This window comes from Nocardioides sp. CPCC 206348, assembly GCF_048654705.1.
GTDB lineage: Bacteria > Actinomycetota > Actinomycetes > Propionibacteriales > Nocardioidaceae > Nocardioides.
Genome location: NZ_JBMCZA010000195.1, coordinates 26082 through 52009 on the forward strand (window position 1 = coordinate 26082; position 25928 = coordinate 52009).

The 25928-nt window shown below is 72.1% G+C and carries 22 protein-coding genes; 7 read left to right on the top strand and 15 right to left on the bottom strand.

Translation table 11 applies throughout. From position 1 onward, the window contains the following. Position 1 precedes the first annotated feature (1 nt). Positions 2-1006, bottom strand: a complete 1005-nt coding sequence (locus ACOADB_RS17850; protein WP_378601379.1) for a crotonase/enoyl-CoA hydratase family protein — start codon at positions 1004-1006, stop codon at positions 2-4. A gap of 75 nt (positions 1007-1081) precedes the next feature. On the opposite strand from ACOADB_RS17850, the gene ACOADB_RS17855 reads away from it, so the two are divergent. After that, the gene (locus ACOADB_RS17855) at positions 1082-1810 is read left to right on the top strand and encodes a PaaX family transcriptional regulator C-terminal domain-containing protein (protein ID WP_378601382.1); all 729 of its coding nucleotides are present in this window, start codon (positions 1082-1084) and stop codon (positions 1808-1810) included. A 7-nt stretch (positions 1811-1817) separates the two neighbouring features. Here the strand turns inward: ACOADB_RS17855 and ACOADB_RS17860 are convergent, their stop codons facing one another. From ACOADB_RS17860 to ACOADB_RS17870, 3 genes are read right to left on the bottom strand one after another with little or no spacing between them, the layout of a single operon-like run. Continuing rightward, positions 1818-2525 carry an SWIM zinc finger family protein gene (locus tag ACOADB_RS17860; RefSeq protein ID WP_378601385.1) on the bottom strand — a complete coding sequence of 236 codons (708 nt, stop codon included), beginning with the start codon at positions 2523-2525 and terminating at the stop codon, positions 1818-1820. After that, a complete protein-coding gene (locus ACOADB_RS17865) occupies positions 2525-5380 on the bottom strand; it encodes a DEAD/DEAH box helicase (protein WP_378601388.1) in 2856 nt (951 codons plus the stop codon). The genes ACOADB_RS17860 and ACOADB_RS17865 overlap by 1 nt, the downstream gene beginning before the upstream one ends. A 44-nt stretch (positions 5381-5424) precedes the next feature. Further along, positions 5425-5826: a VOC family protein gene (locus ACOADB_RS17870; RefSeq protein WP_378601391.1), complete on the bottom strand. Its 402-nt coding sequence runs from the start codon at positions 5824-5826 to the stop codon at positions 5425-5427. Between the two features lie 55 nt (positions 5827-5881). On the opposite strand from ACOADB_RS17870, the gene ACOADB_RS17875 reads away from it, so the two are divergent. Further along, positions 5882-6634, top strand: coding sequence for a TetR/AcrR family transcriptional regulator (locus ACOADB_RS17875; protein ID WP_378601394.1), 753 nt, complete (start codon positions 5882-5884; stop codon positions 6632-6634). A gap of 18 nt (positions 6635-6652) precedes the next feature. Here the strand turns inward: ACOADB_RS17875 and ACOADB_RS17880 are convergent, their stop codons facing one another. From ACOADB_RS17880 to ACOADB_RS17900, 5 genes are all read right to left on the bottom strand, one after another. Next, positions 6653-7969: a hypothetical protein gene (locus ACOADB_RS17880; RefSeq protein WP_378601397.1), complete on the bottom strand. Its 1317-nt coding sequence runs from the start codon at positions 7967-7969 to the stop codon at positions 6653-6655. Between the two features lie 56 nt (positions 7970-8025). Continuing rightward, positions 8026-9084, bottom strand: a complete 1059-nt coding sequence (locus ACOADB_RS17885; RefSeq protein ID WP_378601400.1) for a hypothetical protein — start codon at positions 9082-9084, stop codon at positions 8026-8028. 161 nt (positions 9085-9245) lie between these two features. After that, positions 9246-11390, bottom strand: a complete 2145-nt coding sequence (locus tag ACOADB_RS17890) for a RecQ family ATP-dependent DNA helicase (protein ID WP_378601403.1) — start codon at positions 11388-11390, stop codon at positions 9246-9248. A gap of 297 nt (positions 11391-11687) precedes the next feature. After that, a complete protein-coding gene (locus ACOADB_RS17895; protein ID WP_378601406.1) occupies positions 11688-13325 on the bottom strand; it encodes a LuxR C-terminal-related transcriptional regulator in 1638 nt (545 codons plus the stop codon). 171 nt (positions 13326-13496) lie between these two features. After that, entirely contained in the window at positions 13497-15131 is a 1635-nt protein-coding gene (locus ACOADB_RS17900; protein ID WP_378601409.1) for a LuxR C-terminal-related transcriptional regulator, read from the bottom strand. Positions 15132-15229: 98 nt separating this feature from the next. On the opposite strand from ACOADB_RS17900, the gene ACOADB_RS17905 reads away from it, so the two are divergent. Beyond that, on the top strand, positions 15230-15805 hold the full coding sequence (locus tag ACOADB_RS17905; RefSeq protein ID WP_378601411.1) for a hypothetical protein: 576 nt from the start codon (positions 15230-15232) through the stop codon (positions 15803-15805). Between the two features lie 19 nt (positions 15806-15824). On the opposite strand, the gene ACOADB_RS17910 is transcribed toward ACOADB_RS17905, so the two are convergent. From ACOADB_RS17910 to ACOADB_RS17920, 3 genes are all read right to left on the bottom strand, one after another. Further along, positions 15825-16424 (bottom strand): lipoprotein, encoded by a 600-nt coding sequence (locus ACOADB_RS17910; RefSeq protein WP_378601414.1) that lies wholly within the window; start codon positions 16422-16424, stop codon positions 15825-15827. 76 nt (positions 16425-16500) lie between these two features. Then, a complete protein-coding gene (locus ACOADB_RS17915) occupies positions 16501-17220 on the bottom strand; it encodes a hypothetical protein (protein WP_378601417.1) in 720 nt (239 codons plus the stop codon). A 20-nt stretch (positions 17221-17240) separates the two neighbouring features. Then, the gene (locus ACOADB_RS17920) at positions 17241-19199 is read right to left on the bottom strand and encodes a M13 family metallopeptidase (RefSeq protein WP_378601420.1); all 1959 of its coding nucleotides are present in this window, start codon (positions 19197-19199) and stop codon (positions 17241-17243) included. 103 nt (positions 19200-19302) lie between these two features. On the opposite strand from ACOADB_RS17920, the gene ACOADB_RS17925 reads away from it, so the two are divergent. The 3 genes from ACOADB_RS17925 to ACOADB_RS17935 all read left to right on the top strand — a co-directional run bounded on the left by ACOADB_RS17925 (position 19303) and on the right by ACOADB_RS17935 (position 21093). Further along, positions 19303-19845, top strand: a complete 543-nt coding sequence (locus tag ACOADB_RS17925; protein ID WP_378601423.1) for a CAP domain-containing protein — start codon at positions 19303-19305, stop codon at positions 19843-19845. A 142-nt stretch (positions 19846-19987) separates the two neighbouring features. Next, complete coding sequence (locus tag ACOADB_RS17930) at positions 19988-20527, top strand: CAP domain-containing protein (protein ID WP_378601426.1); 540 nt, start codon at positions 19988-19990, stop codon at positions 20525-20527. Positions 20528-20577: 50 nt separating this feature from the next. Next, positions 20578-21093, top strand: a complete 516-nt coding sequence (locus tag ACOADB_RS17935) for a CAP domain-containing protein (protein ID WP_378601429.1) — start codon at positions 20578-20580, stop codon at positions 21091-21093. Positions 21094-21120: 27 nt separating this feature from the next. Here ACOADB_RS17935 and ACOADB_RS17940 read toward each other — a convergent pair whose 3' ends face one another. Then, positions 21121-22083, bottom strand: coding sequence for an NADPH:quinone oxidoreductase family protein (locus ACOADB_RS17940; protein WP_378601431.1), 963 nt, complete (start codon positions 22081-22083; stop codon positions 21121-21123). A 75-nt stretch (positions 22084-22158) separates the two neighbouring features. On the opposite strand from ACOADB_RS17940, the gene ACOADB_RS17945 reads away from it, so the two are divergent. Next, positions 22159-23733 (top strand): hypothetical protein, encoded by a 1575-nt coding sequence (locus tag ACOADB_RS17945; RefSeq protein ID WP_378601434.1) that lies wholly within the window; start codon positions 22159-22161, stop codon positions 23731-23733. A gap of 17 nt (positions 23734-23750) precedes the next feature. Here ACOADB_RS17945 and ACOADB_RS17950 read toward each other — a convergent pair whose 3' ends face one another. Further along, positions 23751-25106 carry a GH1 family beta-glucosidase gene (locus ACOADB_RS17950; protein WP_378601520.1) on the bottom strand — a complete coding sequence of 452 codons (1356 nt, stop codon included), beginning with the start codon at positions 25104-25106 and terminating at the stop codon, positions 23751-23753. A gap of 54 nt (positions 25107-25160) precedes the next feature. Then, positions 25161-25928, bottom strand: a 768-nt coding sequence (locus ACOADB_RS17955) for a glycoside hydrolase family 1 protein (protein WP_378601437.1), incomplete at its 5' end; no start/stop codon positions are given.

Genomic DNA, 25928 nt, shown 5'->3' on the forward strand with positions numbered 1-25928 from the left:
ATCATCCCTTGTTCGTCGAAGGTCCGAAGTCGTCGTACGGCGCCGCGTCCCGCTCGCGGACGGCCTGCCGGAAACCGGCCTCGGCGGCCCGTTGCTGGAAGGCGTAGCCCTCGCGGGTGTGGCGCGAGACGCCGTCGAAGACGGTGCTGATCATGCGGCTGTTCTCGACGCCCTGGGCGAGCAGTGCGGAGTTCAGGGCCAGCTTCACCATCATCAGCTGGTTGAGCGGCATTGCGGCGATCCGCTGGACCAGGTTCTCGGTGCGTTCCTCGAGGTCCTCGGGTTCGGGGGCCTCGATGGCGAGGCCCCACTCCGCGGCTTCACGACCGGAGAGGCAGTCACCGGTGAACAGCAGGCGCTTGGCGCGCTGGTCGCCGAGGCGGTGGGCCCACAGCCCGGCCGACGGGACTCCCCAGACCCGGGTGGGCGGGTAACCGATCTTGGCGTCCGCCGCGATCACGATCTGGTCGCAGTGCAGCGCGATGTCGGTGCCGCCCGCCACGCAGAAGCCGTGGATGCTCGCGACGGTCGGCTTGTTCGCGTGGAGCAGGCTCGCGAAGCCCCGCGTGAAGCGGCTCATCATGGCGTAGTCGACCATCGGGTCCCACGTCCCCGCAGGGTCGTGGTTGTGCATCTGGACGGTCGGGTCGAGCACGGTGCCTTCCTGCGGGGCCGAGCCCACCATCCCTCCGTCGAGGATCCGCTCGGCCGAGGCGGCCAGGTCGTAGCCGCCGCAGAAGCCCTTGCCGCGCCCGCTCAGCACGATCACGTGCACGCGCGGGTCGAGGTCGGCGCGCTCGACGGCGTCCGCGAGCTCGACAGGCGTGTCCGGGGTGATCGAGTTGCCCTGCTCGGGGCGATTGAAGACCAGGCGCGCCACCCGGCCGTCGACCTCGTAGGTGAGCGTCCGGTACGACGGCCCGTCCTCACGCGGCGCAGGAGCGTCGCGGTAGGGCGACCCGGGTCCGTCGTACGCGGAGCGGCGCCAGCCGGCCTCATCGGTCATGCCGTCCACGTTACAACCGCACGAACAACTGTGTCCATACTTGTAACAGACACGGGCCCGTGGGAGGGTGACGACGTGCCTCCCGATCCCACGTCGCTGCCGCACCTGTCGGCACGGTCGGTGCTGCTCAGCCTGCTGCTCGGCTCGCACCCGGACCGGATGAGTCCCTCAGCACTGGTCCGCGCGGGCGAACACTTCGACATCCCGGCCTCGACCGTGCGGGTCGCGCTGACCCGTGCGGTGGCGGCCGGCGACCTGCGTCGGGCCGACGGCGACTACGCCCTCGGCAAGCGACTGGCCCGGCGCCAGCAGCACCAGGACGAGGCCGTCCTCGACGCCGAGATCGAGTGGGACGGCACGTGGGAGATGGCCGTCGTGGTCGTGTCCGGCCGCTCCGGACCCGAGCGTGCCGCCCTGCGCGACCTGTTGACCGCGCATCGCCTCTCCGAGGTCCGCGAGGGCGTCTGGACGCGCCCGGCCAACCTGAGCCGACCGCGCGGGTACGCCGACGACGTCGTCCTCACCACCTTCTCCGCTCGACCCGACGGCGACCCGGCGAACCTCGCCGCAGACCTGTGGGACCTGACCGGCTGGGCGAAGGACGGGCGCACCCTGTTGCGGATGCTGGCCCGGGCCGCCGCTCCGGCAGCGCGGCTGGCAGTGGCGGCAGCCCTGGTGCGGCACCTCGCCAGCGACCCGCTGCTCCCGGCCGAGCTGCTGCCCCGCAACTGGCCGGCGGACGAGATGCGCCAGACGTACGCCGCCTACCAGTCGGAGCTGCGCGTCCTCGCGCTGCCTGAGTGAGCTGGTCTCAGACGAGGCCTTCGGGCAGGTCCTCGCCGGACTCGAACAGCTCGAGCGCCCGCTGGGCCCGCATCGCGGCATCCACCACGATCTCGACGTCGTCGGCGAGCTCGGCCGTCGGTCGCTCCTCGACCGAACCGCCGCGTGCGGGGTCGCGTGCGTCGCGCTCGGTGTCGCGCTCGTGCAGCTCGGACAGCAGGGACTCGCGATCCAGGCCGCGCAGCGCGAACAGCACCAGCGGATCGGCGTCGACGAGCCACCCGACCTGCAACAGCACCGCCAGCGCGTGGGCACACGGGTCGAGGTAGTGCGGGCACGTGCAGGTCGCGGAGAACTCGCCGCCGTACGGCAGCAGCTCGACGCCCACCTCCTCGACGTGCTCGACGAAGTCGTGCGGCAGGTTGCCCGCGAGCAGCTCGGCGATCCGGCCGGACTCCGCCGCCACCACGTCGACCAGCGCGCGGCGCGCGCCCGCTTCCAGCGTGGGTACGACGACCTCGACCGTCCACGCGTCGTCGCCGGCCCGGACCGCGGCCAGCAGGGTGCCCGCGTCGACGCTGATGCCGCCGACGTCACCGCGGCGCGCGCTGGCCCGGCCGGGGCGCAGCTCGGCGTCGGAGTAGGCAGCCTCCTCGACAGCCCGCTGCCACGCCTTGCCCCACCACGACCGCACCCCGCGCCGGGGCAGCGTCTGTCGGACGAAGGTCGTGCGCATCAGTCGTCCCGCTCGTCGGCGGACAGCAGGGCCTCGCGGCGCTGCTCCTTCCGCAAGGTCACGAGGTCGCGGAGCTCCTCGTTGTCGAGCTCGGTCAGCGCCGCGTCGCCGCGGGCGAGCACGGCGTCGGCGAGGTGGCGCTTGCGGTCGAGCAGGGCCGCGACGCGCTCCTCGATGGTGCCGCGGGTGACCATCCGGTGCACCTGGACCGGCTTGGTCTGGCCGATCCGGTAGGCCCGGTCGGTGGCCTGGTCCTCGACGGCCGGGTTCCACCAGCGGTCGACGTGGATGACGTGGTCGGCTCGGGTGAGGTTGAGGCCAGTGCCGCCGGCCTTGAGCGAGAGCAGGAACACCGGGACGCCCTGCTCGTCCCCCCACTGACCGCCCTGGAACCGGCGGACCATCGCCTCGCGCGCGCTGACCGGCGTGCCGCCGTGGAGGAACTGGTGCGGGACTCCGGCAGCGGTGAGGTGCTGCTCGATCAGCCGGGCCATGGCGACGTACTGCGTGAAGATGAGGACGGCACCGTCCTCGGCGAGGACCGTGGCGACGAGCTCGTCGAGCAGCTCGAACTTCTCCGACCGGCCCGCCAGGCGGGCGCCGGCACCCTGCTTGAGGAACTGGGCCGGATGGTTGCAGATCTGCTTGAGGCCGGTGAGCAGGGCGAGCACCAGCCCACGGCGGGTCTCCTCGTCGGCGCGCTCGATCCGCTCCATCGAGTCCTTCACGAAGGCTTCGTAGAGGACGACCTGCTCGCGGGTCAGTCCGAGCAGGTGGTCGGTCTCGGTCTTCGGCGGCAGCTCCGGCGCGATCCCGGGGTCGGACTTGCGGCGCCGCAGCAGGAACGGGCCGATCAGGTCGGCGAACTGGCGCGCCTTCGTCGGCTCCGCGCCCGACTCGATCGGTGCCGCCCACACACGCCGGAACGCCTGGCGGCTCCCGAGCAGGCCGGGGACGCACCAGTCGAGGATCGACCAGAGCTCGGTGAGGTCGTTCTCGACGGGCGTGCCGGTCAGCGCGACGCGGGCCCGGCTCGGCACCTGGCGCAGTGCGCGGGCGGTCGAGGTGCGCGAGTTCTTCACGTGCTGGGCCTCGTCCGCGACGACCAGGTCCCAGTCGATCGCGGCCAGGGTCGCCGGGTCGCTACGCAGCGTGCCGTACGTCGTCAGCACGAACCCGCCCGTCTCCCCCAGGCCCTCCAGGGACCGCGCTCCCCCGTGGAACCGTCGTACGGCCAGGCCGGGCGCAAACCGCTGGATCTCGCTCTCCCAGTTGCCGAGCAGGCTGGCCGGACACACGACGAGCGTCGGGCCGCCGCCGGAGGCGCCGCTCTGGAGGCGGTGCAGGTGCAGGGAGATCAGGGTGATCGTCTTGCCGAGGCCCATGTCGTCGGCGAGGCAGGCGCCCAGGCCCAGGCCGGTCAGGTCGGCGAGCCAGGTCAGCCCGTGGCGCTGGTAGTCACGCAGGGTCGCGTCGAGGCCCTCGGGCGCGGCCAGGGGGTCGCGGGTGGCCGCCGCCAGCACCTGCTCGCGCACCTTGAGCAGCGAGGCGCCGACGATCACCTGCGCGGTCGCGGGCTCGGCATCCTGGGTGGCCGTGCCCTCGGTGGCGGGCAGGTCGGTGACGCCGGTGAGCGCGGCGGCCAGCGCCTGGGCGCCGGTGGCCTTGCGGATCAGCCGCTTGCGGGCACGTTGCGCGGTCGTCGGGTCGACCACCGTCCACGCCCCGCGGAGCTTGATGATCGGGCTCGCCGCAGCGGCCAGCTCCGCCATCTCGTCCTCGGTGAGCGGGTCGCCGTGCAGGGCGATCTGCCACGAGAACGAGAACAGCCCCTCGGTCGAGAACGGGCTGTCCTGCAGGGGCAGCTCGGGGTTGCGCTCAGCCTTGCCCCGCTTCTCTGCAGCGCCCGGACGGCGGTCGAGCACGGCACGCGCGGTCAGCTCGGGGCCGAGGGCGCGCGGCCAGTGGACGTCGACGCGGGCGTTGCGCAGCGGCCCGACGTGCTCGAGCAGGCTCGAGATCTCGTCGCCATCGAGCGTGAGCTGGTCGGGCACCGACAGGGCGAGCAGCCGGTCGAGCGTCGGCCAGACGTCGGCCGCCGCCCGGAGCGCGATGCTCGCGTGGATCCGCGCCCGGGCACCGAAGCCGTGCTCGGCAGCACCGGTGGTCCACAGCAGTGCGGCGTCGGCGACGTGCAGCGGATCGCGTTCGTCGTGGACCTGCAGGACCACCCGGACCGCCCCTGCAACGAGCTCCTCCTCGGCCGCCTCGACCCGCAACGAGATCCGCACCAGCTCGGGCAGCGGACGTCCGTCGTCGTCCAGTCCCGCCTCGGCGTTGGCGGTCCGCTGGCGTGCCGTGCGCTCGGCCAGGCGTTGCCGCACCCGCTCGGCAAAGGCCTCCGGTTCGCGCGGCGCGGTCTCGCCGGAGGTCGATCGGACCCGCACCGCGGGCGCCGCGCGCGGCATCGTGTCGGCGACGGCGTCGAGCACCTGGCGCACGAGTCCGACGGCGTCGGCAGGCGGCAGGTCGTCGTACGACCGGGCCTCGGCGAGGCGTCGTACGGCGTCGTGGTCGCGTTCGTCGAGGCCGTCCACCCGCCACCCGGTGGCTCCCTCGGGAGCCGGAGCGACCTTCCCTGCGGCGACGAAGCGCAGCGCGAGCAGGGCCGCGCCGCTCAGCAGGGCGACGCTGGGATGGGCGTCGTCGCGCGTGTGCGCCCGACTGAGCACGGGCAGAGCGGCGTTGACCGGGAGCGCGATGGTGCGGGCACCGGGGACCTTGTCGGTGAACTCGATCGTCGGTGGGTCGCCGGCCCGGAATGTCGCCGGGCCGGTGACGGGAACGAAGCTCACCGGAGCGACAGTAATCCCCGGCCCCGACACGTGGACGGCGGCGGTCACGCAGTTCCGGGCGACGGCGTGACCATCCACTGCACGAGCTGCCACACGAGGCCGTTCGGGTCGACGAACTGGCAGTACCGCTCGCCCCAGGGCTCGGTCTCGGGCGGTGTTGCGACCTGCGCCCCGGCGGCGGAGATCCGGGTGAACTGGTCGTCGAGGTCGTCGACGACGAACACCAGGAGCAGGCCCTGGCCGGCGGACCCGGCGACCTCCGGCGGCCGGAAGGTCTCCAGTCCGGTGCGCAGGAAGATCACGTTGATCGCGGCGGACGGGTGCTCGAGGGAGACGAACCCGTCGGCCGACATCGCCTCGATGAATCCGAAGTGGTCGACGGCGAAGCGGGCCGAGGCCTCGACGTCGGCGACGTTGAGGGAGATGGCGGTGGACGTGACCTGCATAGGAACTCCTCTGTGTACTCAACCTTGTACGCCGTACAACGTACAGTGTCATAGGATGATTCCCCACCTGGGAGGAAAGTTGCCGCGTTCACTGATCGACCTGCTCTGGCGGGACCACCCCGACGCCCCGACCGGGGGCAGTCGCGGTCCGCGGGCGCGGGTCTCCACCGGCGACGTCGTGGAGGCCGCGATGCGGCTGGCCGACGCCTCCGGACTGGCGTCGGTCACGATCCGGCGGCTCGCCGAGGCCCTCGACGTGTCGACCATGTCGATCTACACGCACGTCAACGGCCGCGACGACCTGCTCGTCCTGATGGCCGACGCGGCGTACGCCCGGATGGAGCGGCCCGCCTACGGGCGGCTCGGCTGGCGGAGCAGGGTCCAACGGGTGGCCGAGGCGAACCTGGCCCTGCTCCAGGCCCACCCGTGGCTGCACGACATCGACGACGACCGGACGGCGCTCGGCCCCGGGACCATCGCGAAGTACGACCACGAGCTCGCCGCCCTGGTGCCGCTCGGACTCGAGCCGGTGACCTGCGACGCCGCCCTCACCTTCGTCCTCGACTTCGTCGGCGCCTCGGCCAGGGCATTGCGGCCGGACCCGCGGGCCGGCGAGATGGCCGAGCACTGGCCGGAGTGGAGCATCCGGCTCGGCGCCTACCTGGGCGAGGACTACCCCCTGGCCCAGAGCGTCGGCGCCGCGGCGGGCGAGGCGATGGGTGCGGCCTCGAGCCCGTCACTGGCGTGGGACTTCGGACTGGCCCGGGCGCTGGACGCCCTGGCCGTGCTGGCGCCGCCCCGTCCGTGACGAGGGCGGCGCCCACGGTCACATCGCGTTCGCGACCTTCTTGCCTCGGAGGCGGGCCAGCGCGACCCCGCCGAGGAGGAGTACGGCGCCCGCAATCGCCAGCGCGCCCGACCACTGGCTCGGGTGCTCGGCGGCCAGCGCGATGCTGGCCATCGGCACCAGGACGGTCGGCATGGCGATCGCCAGGATCGAGAACCCGGCGTGGTTCGAGATGGCCGCGGCCAGCGCCCAGAGGAGGGTGAGCACGGCAGCCAGGCCGAGGACGACCCAGACGTCGGACTCCTTGAAGCCGAGCTCCTCGGGCACCACCTGGAAGCTGTCGGAGGACTCCTCGTCGCCGAACATGGCGGGCCCACCGAGCATGCCGCCGAAGACCGAACCGAGGAGGCGCGCGATCAGGAACGTGGCCATGATCCCGACGAAGCCGACCAGGCCGGCGACGCCGACGGCGACCCCACTGACCGCCCGGCTCGGGAGCGCCCAGCCGAGCAGCGTGACGACCACGACGAAGAGGGCGACGAGGACGGCGCCCGTGATCTGCTCGTTGCCGTCGATGCTGTCCGCGACGAAGTCGTCGAAGGCCAGGGCGTAGATGATCGCGAGACCCGCGATGGCGACGACCACGAACGCGGCCCGCCTCGCGGCGACGTACCCGATGGCCCCGAGCACCACGAGCACGGCACCCGTGAGGTAGCCCATCCAGTTCTCGTCGCTGTCGATGCCGACGTTGAGGACCACCGCGGTCGCGAGGATGCCGACCACGCCGGGCCAGGTGACGACCTCCTCCCGCGCCCGTCCGCCGGTACGACGGCGGGCGACGAACGCGCCCAGCAACGCCACGAGCAGCAGCACCGCGGTGGCCCCGAGGCCGCCGGCGAAGTTCGACCAGTCGAGGTCGCCGTCGCTCGTGTCGCGGCTGCGGAGGGCGGAGATGCCGACGGCCGCGCCGAGCAGGCCGGTGCCGACGGCGATCAGGGCACCGGTGGTCCCGGCCTTCGAGGCCTTGGTCGGGAACTCGGGGTGGATCGGGCCGGGCTGGACCGCCGACTCCGGACCCTCGAACGCGCCGAACGGAAGCAGGCCGTCGTCGGGCGACTCGGGAGCGGGCGGGCCGGCGTGCGCGCCGCCGTGCGCGCCGGGTGACGTCATCACGGTCTCGGGGGGCTGCGGGTCGGCCGGCTGCGGGTCGGCCGGCTGCGGGTCGGCCGGACGCATCACGGTTTTGTCGGGCTGGAACTGCGGAGGGACGGGCGGCACCGGCGGCGGAGGCGGCGGCGCGTCGCCCGAGTCCGCTGCGGGATCCGGCGTGCCAGGAGTGGGAGCGTCGTCGTTCATGCTCGCCAATCTAGGCGGGGCGAGGCGTCGATCGGGGGATGCTGCGCCCCGGACGATCAGGCCAGCATCCGCCCGGTGATCGGCGGCAGGTCGGCGAGCGTGACGATGCCGGGTTCGGCGGCGACGACGTACGGCACGGCGTTGGTGACGGGGAGCGCGGTGTAGATCATGCCGAGCCCCATGAACCCGGGCTCGGTCCAGCCCTCCGGCGGCAGGCAGTGCAGGACGGTACGCATGTTGGGGACGCCGAACACCTGGATCACGTGGCCGTGGGCGAGCGGCTTGGGCGGCGCGACGTGGCTGCCCATCGTCCAGTTGAAGCCGACGCTCACGACGTTGCGGTCGCCGACCCAGCCGCGGTGGTACCCGAGGACGCCGGCGACGGTTCCCTCGGGGATCTGCATGAAGCCGAGGTCGGAGTCACCGGTCGCTGGGGTGAAGGTGACGTCGAAGGTCATCCGGTCCAGGGTCACGCCCATGGCGTCGGCCATCATCGCGGCGGACTCGGCGAACACCTCGCTCTCGCGGCGTACGTTCTCGGCGAGCCCGGGCGTCGCCGGGTCCTGCGAGAAGCCCATCGCGGTCTGCGTCTCGGCCGACTCATAGGTCGAGCAGTCCACGGACTCGGTGATCCGGACCTCGTCGACCCGCTCGCAGGATCCGCTCAGGGTCATCGCGATGACGTTGGTCATGCCCGGGTGCGCACCGCTGCCGAAGATCGTGGCGTTGCCCTCGACGCACGCCTTCTCGATCCGCGCCCGGTCCTCGGGCGACTGCTTGCCGCCGGTGATCCAGGCGGCACTGGTGCACACGTTCACCCCGCTCTCGAGGAGCGCGACCAGTTCGTCGACGTCAGGCCACAGCGGGTTGTAGCAACAGGCGTCGGGCTGCAGGGCGAGGAGGGCGGCAACGTCGTTGGTGGCGACCACACCCGTCGGCTCCGGCCACCCGCACAGCTCGGCGGCGTCCTTGCCGACCTTGTCCGCGCCGTGCGCGTAGACGCCGACCAGCTCGAAATCGGGCCTGGCCAGGATGGCGTGCGCCGACCGCCGGCCGATGTTGCCGGTCGTCCACTGGATGACCCTGAGGGGGCGGTCGAAGCGGGGCGCACTCATGGCGCGAGAGTAGAACGCGTTCTAGTTTCTGTCGAGGGGTGGGCGCGCGTGGCCCCTCGACCGTCGTACTCCCTGACCTTTGCTGGCGCTCCCTGGCCGTTGCAACGGCCAGGGAGCGCAGGAATCCCCGCTGAAGCGGGTATTCATGCAGCCCGCGACCGCTAGTTCGTCAGCCCCAGCACCAGCGGTACGACGGCAGCCGCACCGGCGTCGTACAACGCCGCCGCGCCGAGAGTGAGCGACCACCCGGTCACGCTGCGGTCGTCGACGAGCAGCACCCGGGCGTCGCGCACCGCGGCGGGGTCGTCGAGCTGCAGCGCGCAGCGCCGGGACACCGCGGCCACCCGCTGGGCCGAGTTCGTGGCGCCGCGGTCGGGGCCGACCGAGAGGTCGACGATCGCCCAGCGGCCGACGACGGGGACCTGGAGGAAGCGGGAGAGCCCGCTGGCCAGGTCCATGGTCAGCTGCGAACGCCGCTCCGACTCGCTGACGACGATCGCGTCGACCTTGGGCTGCCAGTCCTGCAGCATCGCGACCATGGCGCGAGCCAGCGAGACGGGGACCGGGCCGTCCTCGGCGTCGATCGCGAACAGGCCCCGCAGTGCGGCGCCGTGGCCCAGGTCGGTCGCCCGCGCGATCGCACGGCCGGTCTCGGCGGGCTGGCGGATCTTGCCCGAGAGGCTGACCCCGACGGCCGACAATCCCGTGGGCCACAGCTTGCGCGGCTCGAGCGGAACACCCGGACGGGCCAGCCGATCGGCAGCCTCTTCGACGGCAGCCTCGGACACGTCGGTCGACAGGGTCAGGCCGCCGCAGTTGTCGCAACGTCCGCAGCGCCAGGCGGGGTCAGCGAGCACCGCCGGGTCGTCGAGCTGGGACCGCAGGAACCGCATCCGGCACTCGTCCGAGCCGAGGTAGTCCAGCATCGCCTGCTGCTCGGCAGCCCGGGAAGCGGCGACCCGGGCGTAGCGGTCGGCGTCGTACGACCACTCCCGGCCGGTCGACTCCCAGCCACCCCGGACGCGGCGCACGGCGCCATCGACGTCGAGCACCTTGAGCATCGTCTCCAGCCGGGTACGGGACAGGTCGACCCGCGGCTCGATGGCGGCGGTGCTCAGCGCCCGCCCTTCCCCCGATGACTCGGCGAGGACCGCGAGGGTCTCGCGCACGAGCTCCTCCCGCGGGAAGGCCAGCGAGGCGAAGTACGCCCAGATGTCGCGGTCCTCGATCGCCGGCAGCAACACCACGGACGCGCCCTCGGGCGGCAGGTTCACGCCACGACCGGCACGGCCGACCTGCTGGTAGTAGGCGACCGGACTGCTCGGCGCACCGAGGTTGACCACGAAGCCCAGCGACGCGTCGAAGCCCATGCCGAGGGCGCTGGTCGCGACCAGCGCCTTCACCTCGCCGTCGAGCAGCGCCTGCTCCAGCGCCAGGCGCTCGGTCTGTTCGGTCTGTCCGGAGTACGCCGCCACGTTGTGCCCGCGCGAACGGAGATAGTCCGCCACCTCCTGGGTCGCAGCCACCGTCAGCGTATAGACGATCCCGCTGCCGGGCTGCTCGGAGAGGTGGTCGGCCAGCCACGCGAGTCGCTGCTCGGCGGTCTTGAGGCGTACGACGCCGAGCCGGAGCGACTCGCGGTCGAGACTGCCGCGCAGCACCAGGGTCTTCTCACCGAGCTGCTCGGAGACGTCGTCGGTCACGCGCTGGTTGGCGGTCGCGGTGGTGGCGAGCACCGGGATGCCGGTCGGCAGGTCCTGCAGCAGGGTGCGGATCCGGCGGTAGTCGGGGCGGAAGTCGTGGCCCCAGTCGGAGATGCAGTGCGCCTCGTCGATCACCAGCAGGCCGCACGTCGCCGCCAGCCGCGGCAGCACCTCGTCGCGGAAACCCGGGTTGTTGAGCCGCTCCGGGCTCACCAGCAGTACGTCGATCTCCCCGGCCTGGATCGCCTGGTGCACCTGGTCCCACTGCTCCACGTTGGTGGAGTTGACCGTGACCGCCCGGATCCCGGCCCGCTCCGCCGCGGCGATCTGGTTGCGCATCAGGGCCAGCAGCGGCGAGATGATCACCGTCGGACCAGCACCCCGTTCGCGCAGCAGCAGCGTCGCGACGAAGTAGACCGCCGACTTCCCCCAGCCCGTGCGCTGCACGACCAGGGCACGCCGCCGGTCCTCGACCAGGGCCGCGATCGCGGCCCACTGGTCGTCGTACAAGGTGGCGTCGGGGCGCCCCACCAGCGCGCGCAGGTGCTCCTCGGCCCGCTCCCGCGGGTCGGTCCCGGGCACGGCCGCGGTCGGTGACGTCATGAGTCGTGTCTACCAGCGGCCGCCGACCACACAATTTCCTCGACGAATCTGGACATTCCCCAGACAGCCACCCACCCGACGGCTAGTCTTCTGTTTGCAGCCGCAGGAGACCCGAGACTCTTGCGGCTGCACCTTTTTTGTTTGGCGCGAGCGGGTCTTCGCCGAAACTGAGGGCGAGCAAGCTCGCCGTCGAACGGCTCTCGCCCCGCTGCCGCGCGCGCAGTTGTCTTTCGCTCCGCTTGCCTTGGTCTGGCGGCAAGACGCTTCGCGCTTGCCTGAGGGGCCGCTCGCTTCCCGTCAGGCGCCGCGCTCGCCCGCGCCTGCGCCCCACCAGATCCGGGCGACGTCGAACCGCGAGCCGGCGCCCCAGCGGAGCAGGATGTCGGCGACGTGCTTCTCCACGCTCTTGAGGGCGATGCCGAGCTCCTCGGCGACCTGCTTGTTCGTGCGACCAGCGGCGACGAGGCCTGCCACCTCGGCTTGGCGAGGGCTCAGTGCCGGGACGGGTGGTGGCGCGGCACCTTCGATCGCGCCGACGACCGCGAGCAGGCCCACGCGGGTCGCGACGCCGAACGCACACAACACCCGGGAGATGTGCACCCGCACGGTGGCGGGCGAGAGGTGCAGCGAGCCGGCTATCTCGTCGACGCCCTGGCCGGCGAGGATCGCCCGTGCCACCTCCGCCTCACGCGCTGACAGGACCGACCAGCCGCCACCAGCGATCGGGGGAAGCCGGCGACCGGAGGCGGCCAGCGCCGCAGTCGCGGAGCGCCGTACGGCGGCATGGCCGGTGCGGTCGCTCTCGACGACCAGGTTCCGCAGGGTGCGCGAGGCGGCTCCCGCGTCACTCAGGGCCAGCTGCGCACGGGCGACCAGGAGATCCCCGTCGGCCACCTCGAACTGCCGACCAGCAGCCACCGACAGCGCGACGCTGCGCTTCGCCAGCTCGATCGCTGCCTCCGGGGCGCCCGTGGCCAGGGCATGCCGGGCCTCTCCGCGCAGCACCACGGTGTCGGCGATCGGGTGTCCCGCGAGGCGCCTGAGCCCGACGAGCCACGCGGCGGCCGCCTCGTCGTCCCCCTCCTCGAGGGCGGCGACGAGCAGTATCTCCAGGCCGAGGGCGCGGTCGATGATCGTGCACCGGCTGAGGTCCTCGTCGGCCCCGGCCCGGAAGGTCATCGCGGCCGCCGTGGCCGCGTCGCCCACCGCCATCGCCCCGTAGGCCAGCAGCATCAGGGCGCCGCGGTCGATGTAGTCGTGGGGCGTCTCGGGCACGTGCCGAGCCACCGGGAGCGAGCCCTCGACGCCCGCGTTGTCCCCGGCGAAGCCGTGGACGAGTGCCGCGACCGATCCGATGACGCTCTCGACGCGCGTGCCCGGAACCACCGAGGCCATCATCGGGCCGAGCAACCCGAGGGCCTCGTCCACGCGGCCGGAGAAGGTTGCTTCCCGGACCTGACAGATCACCATCAGCGGAGCGAACGGATGCCCCGCCCAGGCCGCGGCCGGCGCCGGGCCGCTCCGGTGGACCGCAGCGGTGTCGTCGATGCGCACACTGACCATGGCGGCCTCCGCGACGACGTAACGGACACAGGACCACCAGCGCGACCCCGGATCCGCAGCCGCGACGACCAGGTCACGGGCGAGCGACCAGGCGTCACCCGGGTCGGTGAACACGTCACCGGTGGCCGCGAGCGACAGCGCAGCGGCACACGCCGCCCGGGCCTCGGCATCGCGTGCCGCGGCCAACCCCTCCGCCGCGCGAGCGGTCGCATCGGCGAAGTCACCCCGCCAGAACCCGGCGAGGCCGGCCAGGCCGAGCGCGGCTGGGTCTCCATGGGCCTCCCAGGCCGCGACGCAGCCCTCCATCGCGACCTCGGCGGTGCCCGCAGCCAGGTGATCGAGCACGTCCGCCATCAAGGCCCCCCGGTCCATGGCGAGCAGCGTGCCAGAGGGCCTGGCCCGACGGTCCAATTACGCCAAAACCCCATCGTTACCGCTGGTCGGACCCGGGATAGTTGAGGGGGCCGGTTGCGTCTCCGGGTGCCGCAGTCGTGGGGGTTGCGGTGGTTCATCCCCGGGACCGACCGCCCCCTTCGTCCGGGGTCAGGCGCCGCGCTGGCCGGCGCCGGAGCCCCACCAGATCCGGGCCACCTCGAACCGCGTCCCGGCGTTCCACCGCTCCAGGATGTCGCCGACGTGCTTCTCGACACCCTTGACCGAGATGCCCAGCTCGTCGGCCACCTGCTGGTTGGTCGCGCCGGCTGCCACCAGGCGCGCGACCTCTGACTGGCGCGGGGACAGCGGCGTCGGGACGGTCGCGGGTGCCACCCGGCCCTCGCCCACGGCGGCCAACAGCCCGATCCGGGTCGGTACGCCGAAGGCGCAGAGCACCCGCGAGACGTGGGTCCGCACCGTGGCGGGTGAGAGGAACAGTGCCGCGGCCATCTGGTCGACCTCGAGGCCGTCCAGCACGCACCGGGCGATCTCCCGCTCGCGCTCGGACAACGCCTTCCAGCCACCACCGGCGACGGGAGGAAGGCGACGGCGGGCCGGCTGCAGGGTCGAGGCGGCCGATCGTCGTACGGCGCGGTGGCCGCTGGCGTCCGCGGCGTTGACCAGGGCGCGCAGGTCGCGGCTCGCCCCGGCGATGTCGTTCCCGGCGATCCGGGCCCGCGCGAGGACGATCTCGCCCTCGGCTGCCTCGACTCCCCGGCCCTGCGCGCTGCAGGCCTCGATGCTCGCGGTGGCCGCGGCCACGGCCGCCTCCACGTCACCGACGACGAGCAGGTACCGGCTGCGTACGCGGTCGACGGTCGGTGCCGCCGTGGGATGGTCAGCGAGAGTCATCAGGCTCGCGAGCCAGGTCTCCGCCGCGGGCAGGTCCTCCTCGGCAAGGGCAGCGACGACGAGCATCTCCAGCCCGAGGGCCCGGTCGATGATCGTGCAGGCACCGAGGTCGCCGTCGTCGCCGGCCTGGAAGACCAGGCGCGCGGCCGTCGGTACGTCCCCGATCGCGATGGCGCCGAAGGCCAGGAGCAGCAGCACGCCCCGGTCGATGAAGTCCCGGTCCCGGTCTCCCGCGACGGGCGTCAGCTCGCGACTGCGCGACACCCCTCCGGCGTCGTCCGCGTTGCCGAGCACCAGCCCGGCCACCGCTTCCACGACGCCCTCGAGGCGCGACCCGGATTCGGCCGCGGCGCGCATCGGTTCGAGCAGGGCGGTCGCCCGGTCGATCTGCCCCGAGAACGCAGCCGTCCGTACGACGCACGCCGCCATCACCGCGGCGAACGGATGGCCGGTCCACGTGCCCGGCAAGGGACCGGAGGCGACGACCCGCTGCGCGTCGGCGAGCCGGGCACCGACGAGAGCGGACTCGGCCAGCAGGTACCGGATCGCCGTCCACCAGGCCGAGTCCGGATCCGGGGCCGCCGCGAGGAGTGCGCTCGTCGTGCTCCAGGCCGGCTCGGCGCAGGCGCACGGGTCGCCAGCTGCGGCGAGCGCCTCCGCCACCAGCGCCAGGGCCCGGGTCTCGTCGTCCGTGGCCGATTCCGCGGCGCGGCCGGCCCAGGCGGTCGCCCCGGTGAAGTCGCCCTGCCAGAACCCACAGACGGCGGCGAGGGCGGCAGCCACGGGATCACGGTCCGCGTCCCAGGCGGCTGCGCACTCGGTGGCCGCGACGGACGCGGTGCCGTGCGCGAGGTGGGTGAGCACCTCGCCCACCCGGCCGGCCCGATCCATGGACGCAACGTAGTCGATCCGGCGATTACGCCGATCCCCTACTACCGAGGGCCGCCGCGAAACGGGACAGTCGGGCGTTGACCTGTGAGGGGACGAGGATGAAGCGCGCATGGCTTGCCGGCCTGTTGGTCGTCGGTGCACTCGCATCTGGATGCGGTGACGACGGCGACAACAACGACTCCGGGGACACCGGCGACAACACCAGCGCCGTGGAATCGAACGACGTCGACCCGGAGGGCGACGAGCCTGCCGGGCTGCCGAAGTTCTGTGACCTCCTCACAGCCGATCAGGTGTCCGCAGCTGTGGGGGCTGCGGTCAACCTGAGCACCGGCCCGTTCGACGCCTGCGAGTTCGACCAGGACGACCCCCGGGCGCTGAGCGGGTCGGTGGGCGCGGTCGAGGTCGACACCGGCAACGGCGGGTACGACGCCTACGTCTCCGGCGCCGGCGGTTCCCTCGAGGACTCCGCCGCGCACCCACTGGACGGCATCGGCGAGCAGGCGTTCGTCACCACCGGCACCTTCGGCGGCGGTTCCAGCCTCCAGGCGGCCGGCGGGGCGCTCGTCGGCGGCTCCGTCTACACCGTGAACCTGTCGCAGGCGACCGGCATGAGCGAGGCCGAGCTGGTCGCGATCAGCGAGAAGCTGCTGACGCTCCTCGTCGACGCCGCCTGAGCACCGAGCGCCTCGGCGATCAGCCGGAGACGCGGACGGACTCCTTGGCCAGCTCGAAGGTGGGCAGCATGCCCGCGTGCTCCTCGTCGTCGAGGCCACCGACGTGGACCACGACGACACCGTCCTTGCCGGCCACCAGGAACGCGCGACGCTTCGCTCGCTCCTCGAGGACCTCGCGGACCTCGACGTAGGAGACCTCGGTGACGGCCAGGCCGTCGTCCGACTCGGAGGTGCTGAAGGTGAGCTCGACTCCTTCGTCGAGCTCCGCGACAAAGGTGCGCAGCAGGCGTTCGGGGTCCTGCGACGCCAGCCGTTGCGGGCCGACGTAGACGCGGAGGTAGCCGACGTTCACCGGTGACTCTAGCTCGCAGGCCACCCGGAACGGGCCGGGGGTCAGGAGGGCGCCCAGGGCCGCCTCGCCCTTGTCGTCGGTGTCGACGATCCGCTCCGGCACCCAGCCCCGCTCACGGTCGAAGGTCACCGGCAGCGGGCACGTGGAATCGGCTCCGCCGATCGCGCCGGCCACCTCGACTCCGTCGTCGTCCTCGTCATCCCCACCCGAACAGCCCGACAGCGTGATGACGAGGATCGTCAACGAGGCAGTGAGGGTGCGGCGCATCGCGACTCCTGGGTGTGCAGTGTCCGGGCAGGTCGAGCCGACGCTAGCGGAGCAGGGCAGGACCGACGCGCACTCCTCAGTCGTCGCGCCAGCTCTTGTTGACCAGCTCCGACTCGATCCTGCCGTCGAGGTCCGACCACAGCGTCACGCCGCCGTGGTCGACCTCGTCGACGTGCGCCTGCAGCCAGGAGTCGCCGTCCGCCGGCCTCGTGACGCTGATCCGGCTGTCGCTGATGCGGCCGTGGCTGCGCCGTCGAGCCTCCTCGTCGACGGCCACCAGCACGTCCGCGTCCACCTGGGCCAGGTCGAAGGCGACGCGGTCACGGACCACCTCGCCCATCCACTTCTCCAGGACGTCGCCGTCCCACCGCCACAGCTCGGCGAGATCACCCGGCACGGCGGGCGGCACCGTCACCTGGGCTTCGTCGACGCCGTACGTGCGCAGCATGAGGACCTGTGTGGAACCCGTCGCGTCCGACAGGGCTGCCCGGAGGTCGGCGAGCCCCTGGTCGGTCGCGATCGGCTCGTACCGCTGCTCCGCCGGCAGCCGGTCGGGAGGGTCCTCGCCACCGGGACGGTCCACCGCAGCCCAGACCGAGACGGCCGCAAGGATGACGCCCAGCCGGATCCACTTGCTCCGCGTACGTCGCTCCTCCCCGCGACGCGCGGCCTCTTCGGCAACCGGGTCGATCTCGCCCTCGACCGGCAGCGGCAGGCCATCCCCGTCGAGATGCTCGTCCAGCACCTCGTCCGGGCCGGGCCGGAGGTAGCGAGGCCACCTCTCCGAACGTCCCACCGGGCCGTGGTCCTCGCCGGTCACCAGATCCGGACGCGCGCCTCGGGGTCCAGCCACAGCCCGTCACCCGGCGTGGTCGCGAAGACCTCGTGGAACTCATCGAGGTTGCGCACGATGTTGGCGCGGAACTCCGGCGGGCTGTGCGGGTCGATGGTGAGGTACTGCGTCTCCTGCTCGATGCGGCGCTTGGTGCGCCACACGTAGGCCCAGTTGAAGAACAGCGTCTTGCGGTCCTCCAGCGTCGCCTCGGTGCCGGCGGCCTCGGCCGCGATCAGGAAAGCGGTGTGCGCGATGGTCAGGCCACCGAGGTCGCCGATGTTCTCGCCGACCGTGAGCGCGCCGTTGACCTTCTCGTCGGGCAGGTTGCGCGGGGAGAAGGCGTCGTACTGCTCGATGAGCGCCTTCGACTTCACCTCGAACGCGGCCTTGTCGTCGGCGGTCCACCAGTCGTTGAGGTTGCCCTCGCCGTCGTACTGGGCGCCCTGGTCGTCGAAACCGTGGCCGATCTCGTGGCCGATCACCGCACCGATGCCGCCGTAGTTCTCGGCCGGCAGGGCGTCGGGGCTGAAGAACGGCTTCTGCAGGATGCCGGCCGGGAAGCAGATCTCGTTGGTGCCGGGGTTGTAGTACGCGTTGACGGTCTGCGGCAGCATGAACCACTCGTCGCGGTCGACCGGCGCACCGATCTTCGCGAGCTGGCGGTCGGTCTCGAAGCCCGCCGAGGCCTGGGCGTTGGCGACCAGGTCGTCGCCCACCACGGTCAGCGCGCTGTAGTCGCGGAACTTCGTCGGGTAGCCGATCTTCGGACGGAAGGTCGCGATCTTGTCGTACGCCTTCTGCTTGGTCTCCTCCGTCATCCAGTCGAGCTTGCCGATGGACGTGCGGTAGGCGGCGAGCAGGTTGGCGACGAGGTCGTCCATCATCGCCTTCGACGTCGGCGGGAAGTGCCGGTCGACGTACTCCTTGCCGACGGCCTCGCCCATCGCGCCCTCGACGAACGACACGGCACGCTTCCAGCGCGCGCGCAGCTCGGGCGTGCCGGACAGGGTCCGCCCGTAGAAGTCGAAGTTGGTCTGCACGAAGTCGTCGGAGAGGTACGGCGCCGCCGACCGCAGCACGCGCGAGGTGAACCAGTCGCGCCAGGTCTCGATCGGGGTCTCGTCGAGGACCTTCGAGAGGTGCTCGAGGTACGACGGCTGGCGGACCACGACCTCGGCGATCGTCGACTGCGGGCCGGTGAGCTGGCCACCGAGGTTGGTGATGTAGGCGTTCCAGTCGAACGCGGGGCACAGGGCGCGGAGCTCGTCGCCGGTCAACCGGTTGTAGGTCTTCTGGACGTCGCGCGTCTCGGAACGCTCCCAGTGGCCCAGGGCCAGCGCGGTGTCGAGGTCGAGGATCCGCTGCGCGGCACCGGCGGCGTCGGCGTGGCCGCCGAGGGTGAGCAGCCGGTCGAGGTAGGCGAGGTAGGCCTCGCGGATCTCGGCGAACTTGTCCTCGCGGTAGTAGGACTCGTCCGGCAGGCCGAGGCCGCCCTGGACCAGGTGGAACAGGTAGCGGTCCGACTGGCGGTCGTCGGTGTCGACGTAGGAACCGAACAGGCCGTAGCCGCCGATCCGCTCGAACTCGCCGAGGAAGGCCGCGACGTCCCGCACGTCGCGCAGGCCGGCGACGGCGTCGACGAGGTGCTGCACCGGCGCGAGGCCAGCCGCCTCGACCCGGTCGGTGGCCATGAAGGAGTTGTAGAGGTCGGCGATCTTGCGGGCGTCCTCGTTGGCGGGCGCGCCGGTGGCGAGCTCGGTGATGATCGCGCGCACGTCCTCCTCGGCCTGGTCGGCCAGCTGGACGAACGGTCCCCAGCTCGACCGGTCGGCGGGGATCTCCGTCTCCGCCAGCCAGGCCCCGTTGACGTGACCGAAGAGGTCGTCCTGGGGGCGGGTTCCGAGGTCCATGCCCGGACGGGCGTCATCAAGGATGCTCACGGGACTGAGCCTAGGACCTCGCCGCAACGACGGGCGGGCAGGACATCGTCCTGATTCGTCGCACCAGCCTCAGGCCGGACGGCGCGGGGCCGATGTGGGGTTCATGGCGAAGAAGATCGGACTCGTGCCCTGCATCGTGCTGGGGCTGCTGCTCAGCCTTGCTGCCGCACCTGCCGACGCCTCGCCCGGACCAACGGCCGCCGCCACTGCCCGGCTGACACCGGGCCCCCTCCACGGCGCGGTCGCCGCGGGCCTCATCCAGCGAGTGCTCGAGGACCGGGTCCTGGCCCTGACCAACCGCCAGCGTCGCGCCCACGGCTGCGGTGCACTCCGCAGTTCACTGTCGCTGCGCAAGTCGGCTCGTGGCCACACGGTGACCATGGCGACGCGCGGCGTGATGTCGCACCAGCTCCCGGGCGAGCCGAGGTTCTCGACCCGGATCACCCGCGCCGGCTACACCCGGTGGCGCCTGGTCGCCGAGAACGTCGCCCGCGGATTCAGTGGTCCGGACGCCGTCGTACGGGCCTGGATGAAGAGCCCCAGCCACCGCCGCAACATGCTCAACTGCCGGTTGCGCGACCTCGGTGTCGGCGTGGTCCTGCAGAACGGCCAGCTGTGGTGGACCCAGAACTTCGGACGGCGCTGACCTCCGCCGATCGCCTCTTGCCCGGCCGACCTGACATACCGCAGGGATGGCCGTCCGCCGGGTAACGCTAGTCCGATAGGACTAGCGCGGACCGAACGCGCCACCGGTGTGTTCGCCCCCTGCCCGAAGTGACCATTGACACATGCGTCACTGGGGGATCAAAAACATTGTCATCGGCCTGCTCGTCGTCATCGGAGCGGCCTTCACTTCTACGTCCGGAGCCACGGCAGCAACCGCTGCCACACCGACGACCACGAGCGTCATGAGCGCGCCGCTCGCCGGCCGCTTCACCGTCAACGCCGTGCTCGAGGGCGCCGTCCTGACGCTCACCAACATCAAGCGGGCCGCGGTCGGCTGCCGGCCGCTGCGGCTCAACCTCGACCTGCGCCAGGCCGCCCGCAAGCACTCGTACGTCATGGCCCGCAACGGGGTCATGTCGCACCAGCTGCCCGGCGAGTACCGCCTGGGCCGACGGGTGACGCTGGCCGGCTACACCGGTTGGCGCAAGGTTGCCGAGAACATCGCGGCCGGCTACAGCACCGCGCGCCTCGTCGTCCGGGCGTGGTGGAACAGCGCGTCGCACCGCCGCAACATCACCGACTGCACGCTGCGGGAGATCGGCATCGGCGTCGTGCCCTACGGCGGCCGCGTGTGGTGGACCCAGGACTTCGGCCGACGCTGAATTTTACCGTTGTTGCCCGAAAGGGCACCTCGCGCCACCATGATGTGCGCGTGCGCCCACTCTTTACCTTGATCGGTACGGCGGCCGTCCTCGCGGGACTGCTGGTCGGACCGTCCGTCAGCGCCGCTCCCACGGGAGCGGCGTTCGTCGTTCCCGGACCGGCCCGCGCCAGCACCGCCGACCTGATGGAGCGTGACGTCGTCACGCTCATCAACCGGGCACGAGCCCGCAGGGGCTGCGTCGCCCTGCTGGTCCGCTCCTCGCTGCAGACCGCCTCGGGCCGGCACGACGCGCTGATGGCACGTGCCCGGCGACTGTCGCACCAGCTGCCGGGCGAGGCCACGCTGCGGACGCGAGTGGCGACCGCGGGCTACACCAACGCCAAGCTGCTCGGCGAGGTGCTCGCGGTCGGACCGACGACGGCATCAGGGGCCGTGACGCGGTGGATGAACAGCTCGGCCCACCGCGCGCTGCTGCTCGACTGCCGGTTCCGCGCGGTCGGTGCCGGGTACGCCCTCAGCAGTGACGGCACCCGTTGGTGGACCATCGACCTGGGTCGACGCTGAGCGAGCGCCGGTCGGACAGCCAGCAGGTCAGCGCAGGCGCACGACGGACTTCCCGAGCGTCGCGCGGGCGTCCATGTCGACGAGGGCCTGGCCGAACTCGTCGATCGCGTAGACCTTGCCGATGGGCGGCTTCACCACGCCTGACTCGATCATCGGCACGAGCTGGGTCCACTGCTGCTGCAGGTAGCCCGGCTTGAAGAACGCGTAGGCGCCCCAGCCGACACCGCGCACGTCGACGTTGTTGAGCAGCAGCCGGTTGACCTTCACCTCGGGGATGCCCTCGCCGGCGGCGAAGCCCACCACGAGGACCCGGCCCTGCGGGGCGAGGGAGCGCAGCGAGTCGGTGAACAGCGAGCCGCCGACGACGTCGAGCACGACGTCGACTCCCTTGCCCTCCGTGAGGGTGTGTACGGCGTCCCGGAAACCCTCGACGAGAACGGTCTCGTCGGCACCGGCGGCCCGCGCGAACGCTGCCTTCTCCTCGGTGCTGACCACCGCGATGGTGCGGGCACCCAGAGCCCGGGCCACCTGGATCGTGGCCGTGCCCACGCCACCGGCAGCGCCGTGCACGAGCACCGTCTCGCCTGCCTTCAGGCCACCGCGCTCGTCGAGTGCGAACAGGGCGGTGAGGTAGTTCATCGGCAGTGCGACGGCCTCCTCGAAGCTGACGCCGTCAGGGAGCGCGAACGTCGCCTCACGCGGTCCGGCCACGAGCTCCGCCGCGCCGCCGTACCCTCCGACGCCGACGACGCGCTGGCCCGGTTCGAAGCCGGGCCCGGAGACCACGACTCCGGCGTAGTCGACACCGAGGGAGAAGGGCGGTTCGGGGCGCAGCTGGTACTCGCCGCGGCTCAGCAGCAGGTCCGGGAACGACACCCCGACCGTGTGCACCTCGACGAGGACGTCGTCCGGACCGGGCGTGGGCTCGGCGACCTCGCGGACGGTGACGTCGGCGGGACCCGTGGTGGTGATGACCTGGATGGCGCGCATGACCGGCAGGCTAGCGCCCGGTGCCGGCGCGACCCACCGGCGTTTGCGTCACGCGGGTGCGGGCACATCACCCCGGTGAGCAACAACTACTGGGCCGACTGGCAGCAGAACAAGCGGATCGACGCCGCCGAGGAACAACTCGCCGCCGAACGCCGCGCCCGCAACCGCCTCGTCGAACAGATGCGCACCCAGCAGGGCAACCTGCAGGGACAGATCGACCGGCTCACGCGCGCCCTGGTGGCCCTGGTCGAGCACGAGGACATCCGGGCCGAGCTGGGCCAGTACGCCGACGCGGCCGGCTGCCGCCGCTACGCGCGCGAGGTCGTGTCGACCGTGGTCGTGACCGGAGGCGCTGCCCTGCGGGGCGCGGTCGACCCGGCCGACGTGCCCGGATACTGGCTCGCGGCCGCAGCGCGGGGCGTGGCGGCGATCGCCCGCGGGGACGCCGGCGGCGAAGCACTGCTGACCGAGGCCGGGCACCGCGACCCCCAGCGCACCGCCCTGTTCCTGAGCCTCCTGAGCGCGCAGACCCGTGACCCGCGCTGGGCGACGAGCCCGCTCGAGCGGATCCTGCCCGACCAGCCCTCCGTCTCGGTCGCCCAGCGCGAGGTCTGGCTCGCGATCGCCGACGGGCGGCTCGCGCCCACCCACACCGACGCCGTTGCCGAGCTCGTGTCTGCGCTGACGAACCTGGTCGCCGCCGACGGCGACGCTGCCGAGCAGGTGGCGGCGTGGCTGCGGGACAAGACCGGCACCGACCGGGACGCGTTGCACGGCGAGCAGGCCGCTGCCCAGCTGAATGCCCTGCGACGGGTGCTGGCCTCCGGCGCGCGCGCCGACGTGTCCCACGACCCGACGATCGCCGCGGTCCTGCACGCCGACCGCTCGGCCGACCGCTCGGCCGACACGGACCCGCCGCCCGTCCACACATCGGAGGATCCGCTGGCCGACTGCCTGCGCTCGCTCGTCGACGAAGGGTCACCAGCCGAGGGCGACATCCTCGACCGGATGGCGACCGTGCGTGTCGACCTCGGATTCCTCGACGAACGCACCGCGACCATGGCTGCGGACTGGTCCTCCCCGGTGGGCGACGTCCTCGCCCTGCTCCTGTCCGACCTGGAGGACGCCGACTCGCCGCGCTTCGCCGTCGCGTGCCAGGTCCTCGCCCCGACCCTGCTCCCCCTCGCCGACCACCTCGGTCGCCAGGCAGCCGTACCGGTCGAGGACACCCGCGCGCTCAAGGTCGTCGGCGGGATCGTCACGGTCGACACCACGGGAGCCACCGCAGAATGGCAGTCGAGCGTCCTCTCGGGTGTCGCGACCCGCAACCCGGTCAACAAGCTCCTGGTACCGATCGGGGCAGGCCTGATCGTGGTGGGCATGGTCTTCGCCGGATTGACGTTCGTGGCACAGGGCTGGCTGGTTCTGGCCATCGCCGGGATCCTCGGCGGCGCGGGCACCCTGTTCGCCGCCCACCGCGAGCGGACCGAGCTCGCCGAGGAGCAGGAGCGGAGCCTCCGGTCCACGGAGCGCAGCATCGTGATCGCGGCCGAGACGCTCCAGGCGGACAAGGCCCGCGGAGTGACGGCAGCGGCCGCTGCGCAGGAGCACCTGGCGGCAGTCCGGGACGGGTTGCAGCAACGCGTCTGAGCCGCGCCCGGTGCCGGTCAGGTCCGCTGTGCGTGCCGGGCCACCAGGTCGGCGTACCAACTGAAGGACCGCTTGGGGGTGCGCACCTGGGTCTCGTAGTCGACGTGCACGAAGCCGAACCGCTTGGTGTAGCCCTCTGCCCATTCGAAGTTGTCGATGGTCGACCAGGCGTAGTAGCCGCGCACGTCGACCCCGCGCTCCGCCGCCTCGGCGACGGCGGTGAGGTGGGCCTGGTGGTAGTCGATGCGCAGCTGGTCGTCGATCACGCCCTGGTCGTCGGGGCCCATGTTGTAGGCGCACCCCGACTCCGTGATCACGATCGGTGGTACGGCGGCGCGGAGCCGTGCCCGGAACATGATCAGCCACTCGCGCAGTGCGTCCGGCACGACCGGCCAGCCGAAGTCGGTGACGGGGTACCCGAGCACCTCGCGGAAGTCGAACGGGAGGTCCGCGTCCTCGGCGGCCGCACCGATCCGCATCGGGTTGTAGTAGTTGATGCCGTAGAAGTCGAGCGGCTGGCGCATGGTCGCGAAGTCGCCGTCACGCACGTACTCCTCGCACAGCATCATCAGGTCGTCGGAGTACCGGCCGAGCAGCATGCCCTCGAGGTAGTGCCCGTTCCAGATCAGGTCGAAGATCTTGGCGGCGCCGACGTCGGCCGGGTCGTCGCTCGCCGGCCAGATCGGCGCATGGTTGTTGGCACAGCCGACACTCGTCGCGCCGGTCGCCCGCAGGGCGATGGCGGCGCGCCCGTGCGCGACCAGCAGGTGGTGGCCGACGCCCATCGCGTCGAACATCAGCTCCTTGCCCGGCGCATGGATCCCGACGCCGTACCCCATCAGGGTGACGACGTTCGGCTCGTTGACGGGCACCCAGTCGGCGACCCGGTCGCCGAGGCGCTCGCCGACGATCGAGGCGTAGTCGGCGAAGCGGTCGATCGTGGCGCGGTTGAGCCAGCCGCCGTCGTCCTCCAGCGCCTGCGGAAGGTCCCAGTGGAACAGCGTCGCCATCGGCCGGATGCCGGCCTCGAGCAGCCCGTCGACCAGGCGGTCGTAGAAGTCCAGGCCCGCAGCATTGGCGGGCCCGCTACCGGTCGGCTGGATGCGCGGCCAGGCGACGGAGAAGCGGTACCCCGGGGCACCGAGCTCCTTCATGAGGGCGATGTCCTCGGGGAAACGGTGGTAGTGGTCGCAGGCTTCCGCACCGGTGGAGCCGTCCACGATCCGGCCGGGCTCGGCAGCGAACGTGTCCCACACCGATCGGCCGCGCCCGCCCTCGTGGACGGCGCCCTCGATCTGATAGGCCGCCGTGCTGGTGCCGAAGACGAAGTCCTTCGGGAGCCGGTCGGCCAGGTCCCTCTCCCGGTCCGCCATGAGCGTCACTTTCCCACGTCCACGGGTGGGCGTCAGCCGATCGGACAGGTCGTCTCAGGGGCGGAGCTTTCGGTGAGCAGCCACCAAATCGGCGTACCAGCCGAAGGACCGCTTGGGGGTCCGTTCCTGGGTCACGTGGTCGACGTCGACGAAGCCGTAGCGGGGCACGAAACCGTCGGTGCCCTCCCAGGTGTCGAGGAGCGACCAGACGTAGAAACCACGGACGTCGACCCCCTGGACGATCGCGTTGGACACGGCCTCGAGGTGGCGGGTCAGGTACGCGATCCGCTCGGCGTCGTCGATGGTCCCGTCCGGCCCGGGCGGCACGGAGTACGCGGCGCCGGCCTCGGTGATGACCAGCGGCGGCAGCGCTGCCCGGTAACGGGCCCGCGTCATGATCAGCCACTCCTGCAGGGCCTCGGGTACGACGGCCCAGCCGGTCTCGGTCTTCGGCCGACCGAGGATGTCGAGGAAGCGGAAGGGCGACTCCCCGTCGTCCCCGTCGGCCTCGTCGTACTCGTTGACCTCGTCGCCCGACTCGTCGAACGCGGCACCGACGCGCAGCGGCGAGTAGTAGTTGACGCCGTAGAAGTCGAGCGGCTGGCGGATCGCCATCAGGTCACCGGGGAGCACGAGCTCCTGCAGCAACGGCCCGATGTCCTGGGGATGCCGCCCGAGCACCATCGCCTCGAGGAACAGTCCGTTCCACAGGGCGTCGAACAGCTTGGTCGCGCCCACGTCGGCGGGGTCGTCCGAGGCAGGCCACACCGGTGCGTGGTTGTTCGCGCACCCGACCCGTTCGGCGCCGGCGGCGCGCAATGC

Excerpts from the sequence above, each read along its gene's own strand:
- ACOADB_RS17850 (WP_378601379.1), bottom strand. The coding sequence starts at position 1,006 with ATGACCGATGAGGCCGGCTGGCGCCGCTCCGCGTACGACGGACCCGGG.
- ACOADB_RS17860 (WP_378601385.1), bottom strand. The coding sequence starts at position 2,525 with ATGCGCACGACCTTCGTCCGACAGACGCTGCCCCGGCGCGGGGTGCGG.
- ACOADB_RS17870 (WP_378601391.1), bottom strand. The coding sequence starts at position 5,826 with ATGCAGGTCACGTCCACCGCCATCTCCCTCAACGTCGCCGACGTCGAG.
- ACOADB_RS17875 (WP_378601394.1), top strand. The coding sequence starts at position 5,882 with ATGATTCCCCACCTGGGAGGAAAGTTGCCGCGTTCACTGATCGACCTG.
- ACOADB_RS17880 (WP_378601397.1), bottom strand. The coding sequence starts at position 7,969 with ATGAACGACGACGCTCCCACTCCTGGCACGCCGGATCCCGCAGCGGAC.
- ACOADB_RS17885 (WP_378601400.1), bottom strand. The coding sequence starts at position 9,084 with ATGAGTGCGCCCCGCTTCGACCGCCCCCTCAGGGTCATCCAGTGGACG.
- ACOADB_RS17890 (WP_378601403.1), bottom strand. The coding sequence starts at position 11,390 with ATGACGTCACCGACCGCGGCCGTGCCCGGGACCGACCCGCGGGAGCGG.
- ACOADB_RS17895 (WP_378601406.1), bottom strand. The coding sequence starts at position 13,325 with ATGGACCGGGGGGCCTTGATGGCGGACGTGCTCGATCACCTGGCTGCG.
- ACOADB_RS17900 (WP_378601409.1), bottom strand. The coding sequence starts at position 15,131 with ATGGATCGGGCCGGCCGGGTGGGCGAGGTGCTCACCCACCTCGCGCAC.
- ACOADB_RS17905 (WP_378601411.1), top strand. The coding sequence starts at position 15,230 with ATGAAGCGCGCATGGCTTGCCGGCCTGTTGGTCGTCGGTGCACTCGCA.
- ACOADB_RS17910 (WP_378601414.1), bottom strand. The coding sequence starts at position 16,424 with ATGCGCCGCACCCTCACTGCCTCGTTGACGATCCTCGTCATCACGCTG.
- ACOADB_RS17925 (WP_378601423.1), top strand. The coding sequence starts at position 19,303 with ATGGCGAAGAAGATCGGACTCGTGCCCTGCATCGTGCTGGGGCTGCTG.
- ACOADB_RS17930 (WP_378601426.1), top strand. The coding sequence starts at position 19,988 with ATGCGTCACTGGGGGATCAAAAACATTGTCATCGGCCTGCTCGTCGTC.
- ACOADB_RS17940 (WP_378601431.1), bottom strand. The coding sequence starts at position 22,083 with ATGCGCGCCATCCAGGTCATCACCACCACGGGTCCCGCCGACGTCACC.
- ACOADB_RS17950 (WP_378601520.1), bottom strand. The coding sequence starts at position 25,106 with ATGGCGGACCGGGAGAGGGACCTGGCCGACCGGCTCCCGAAGGACTTC.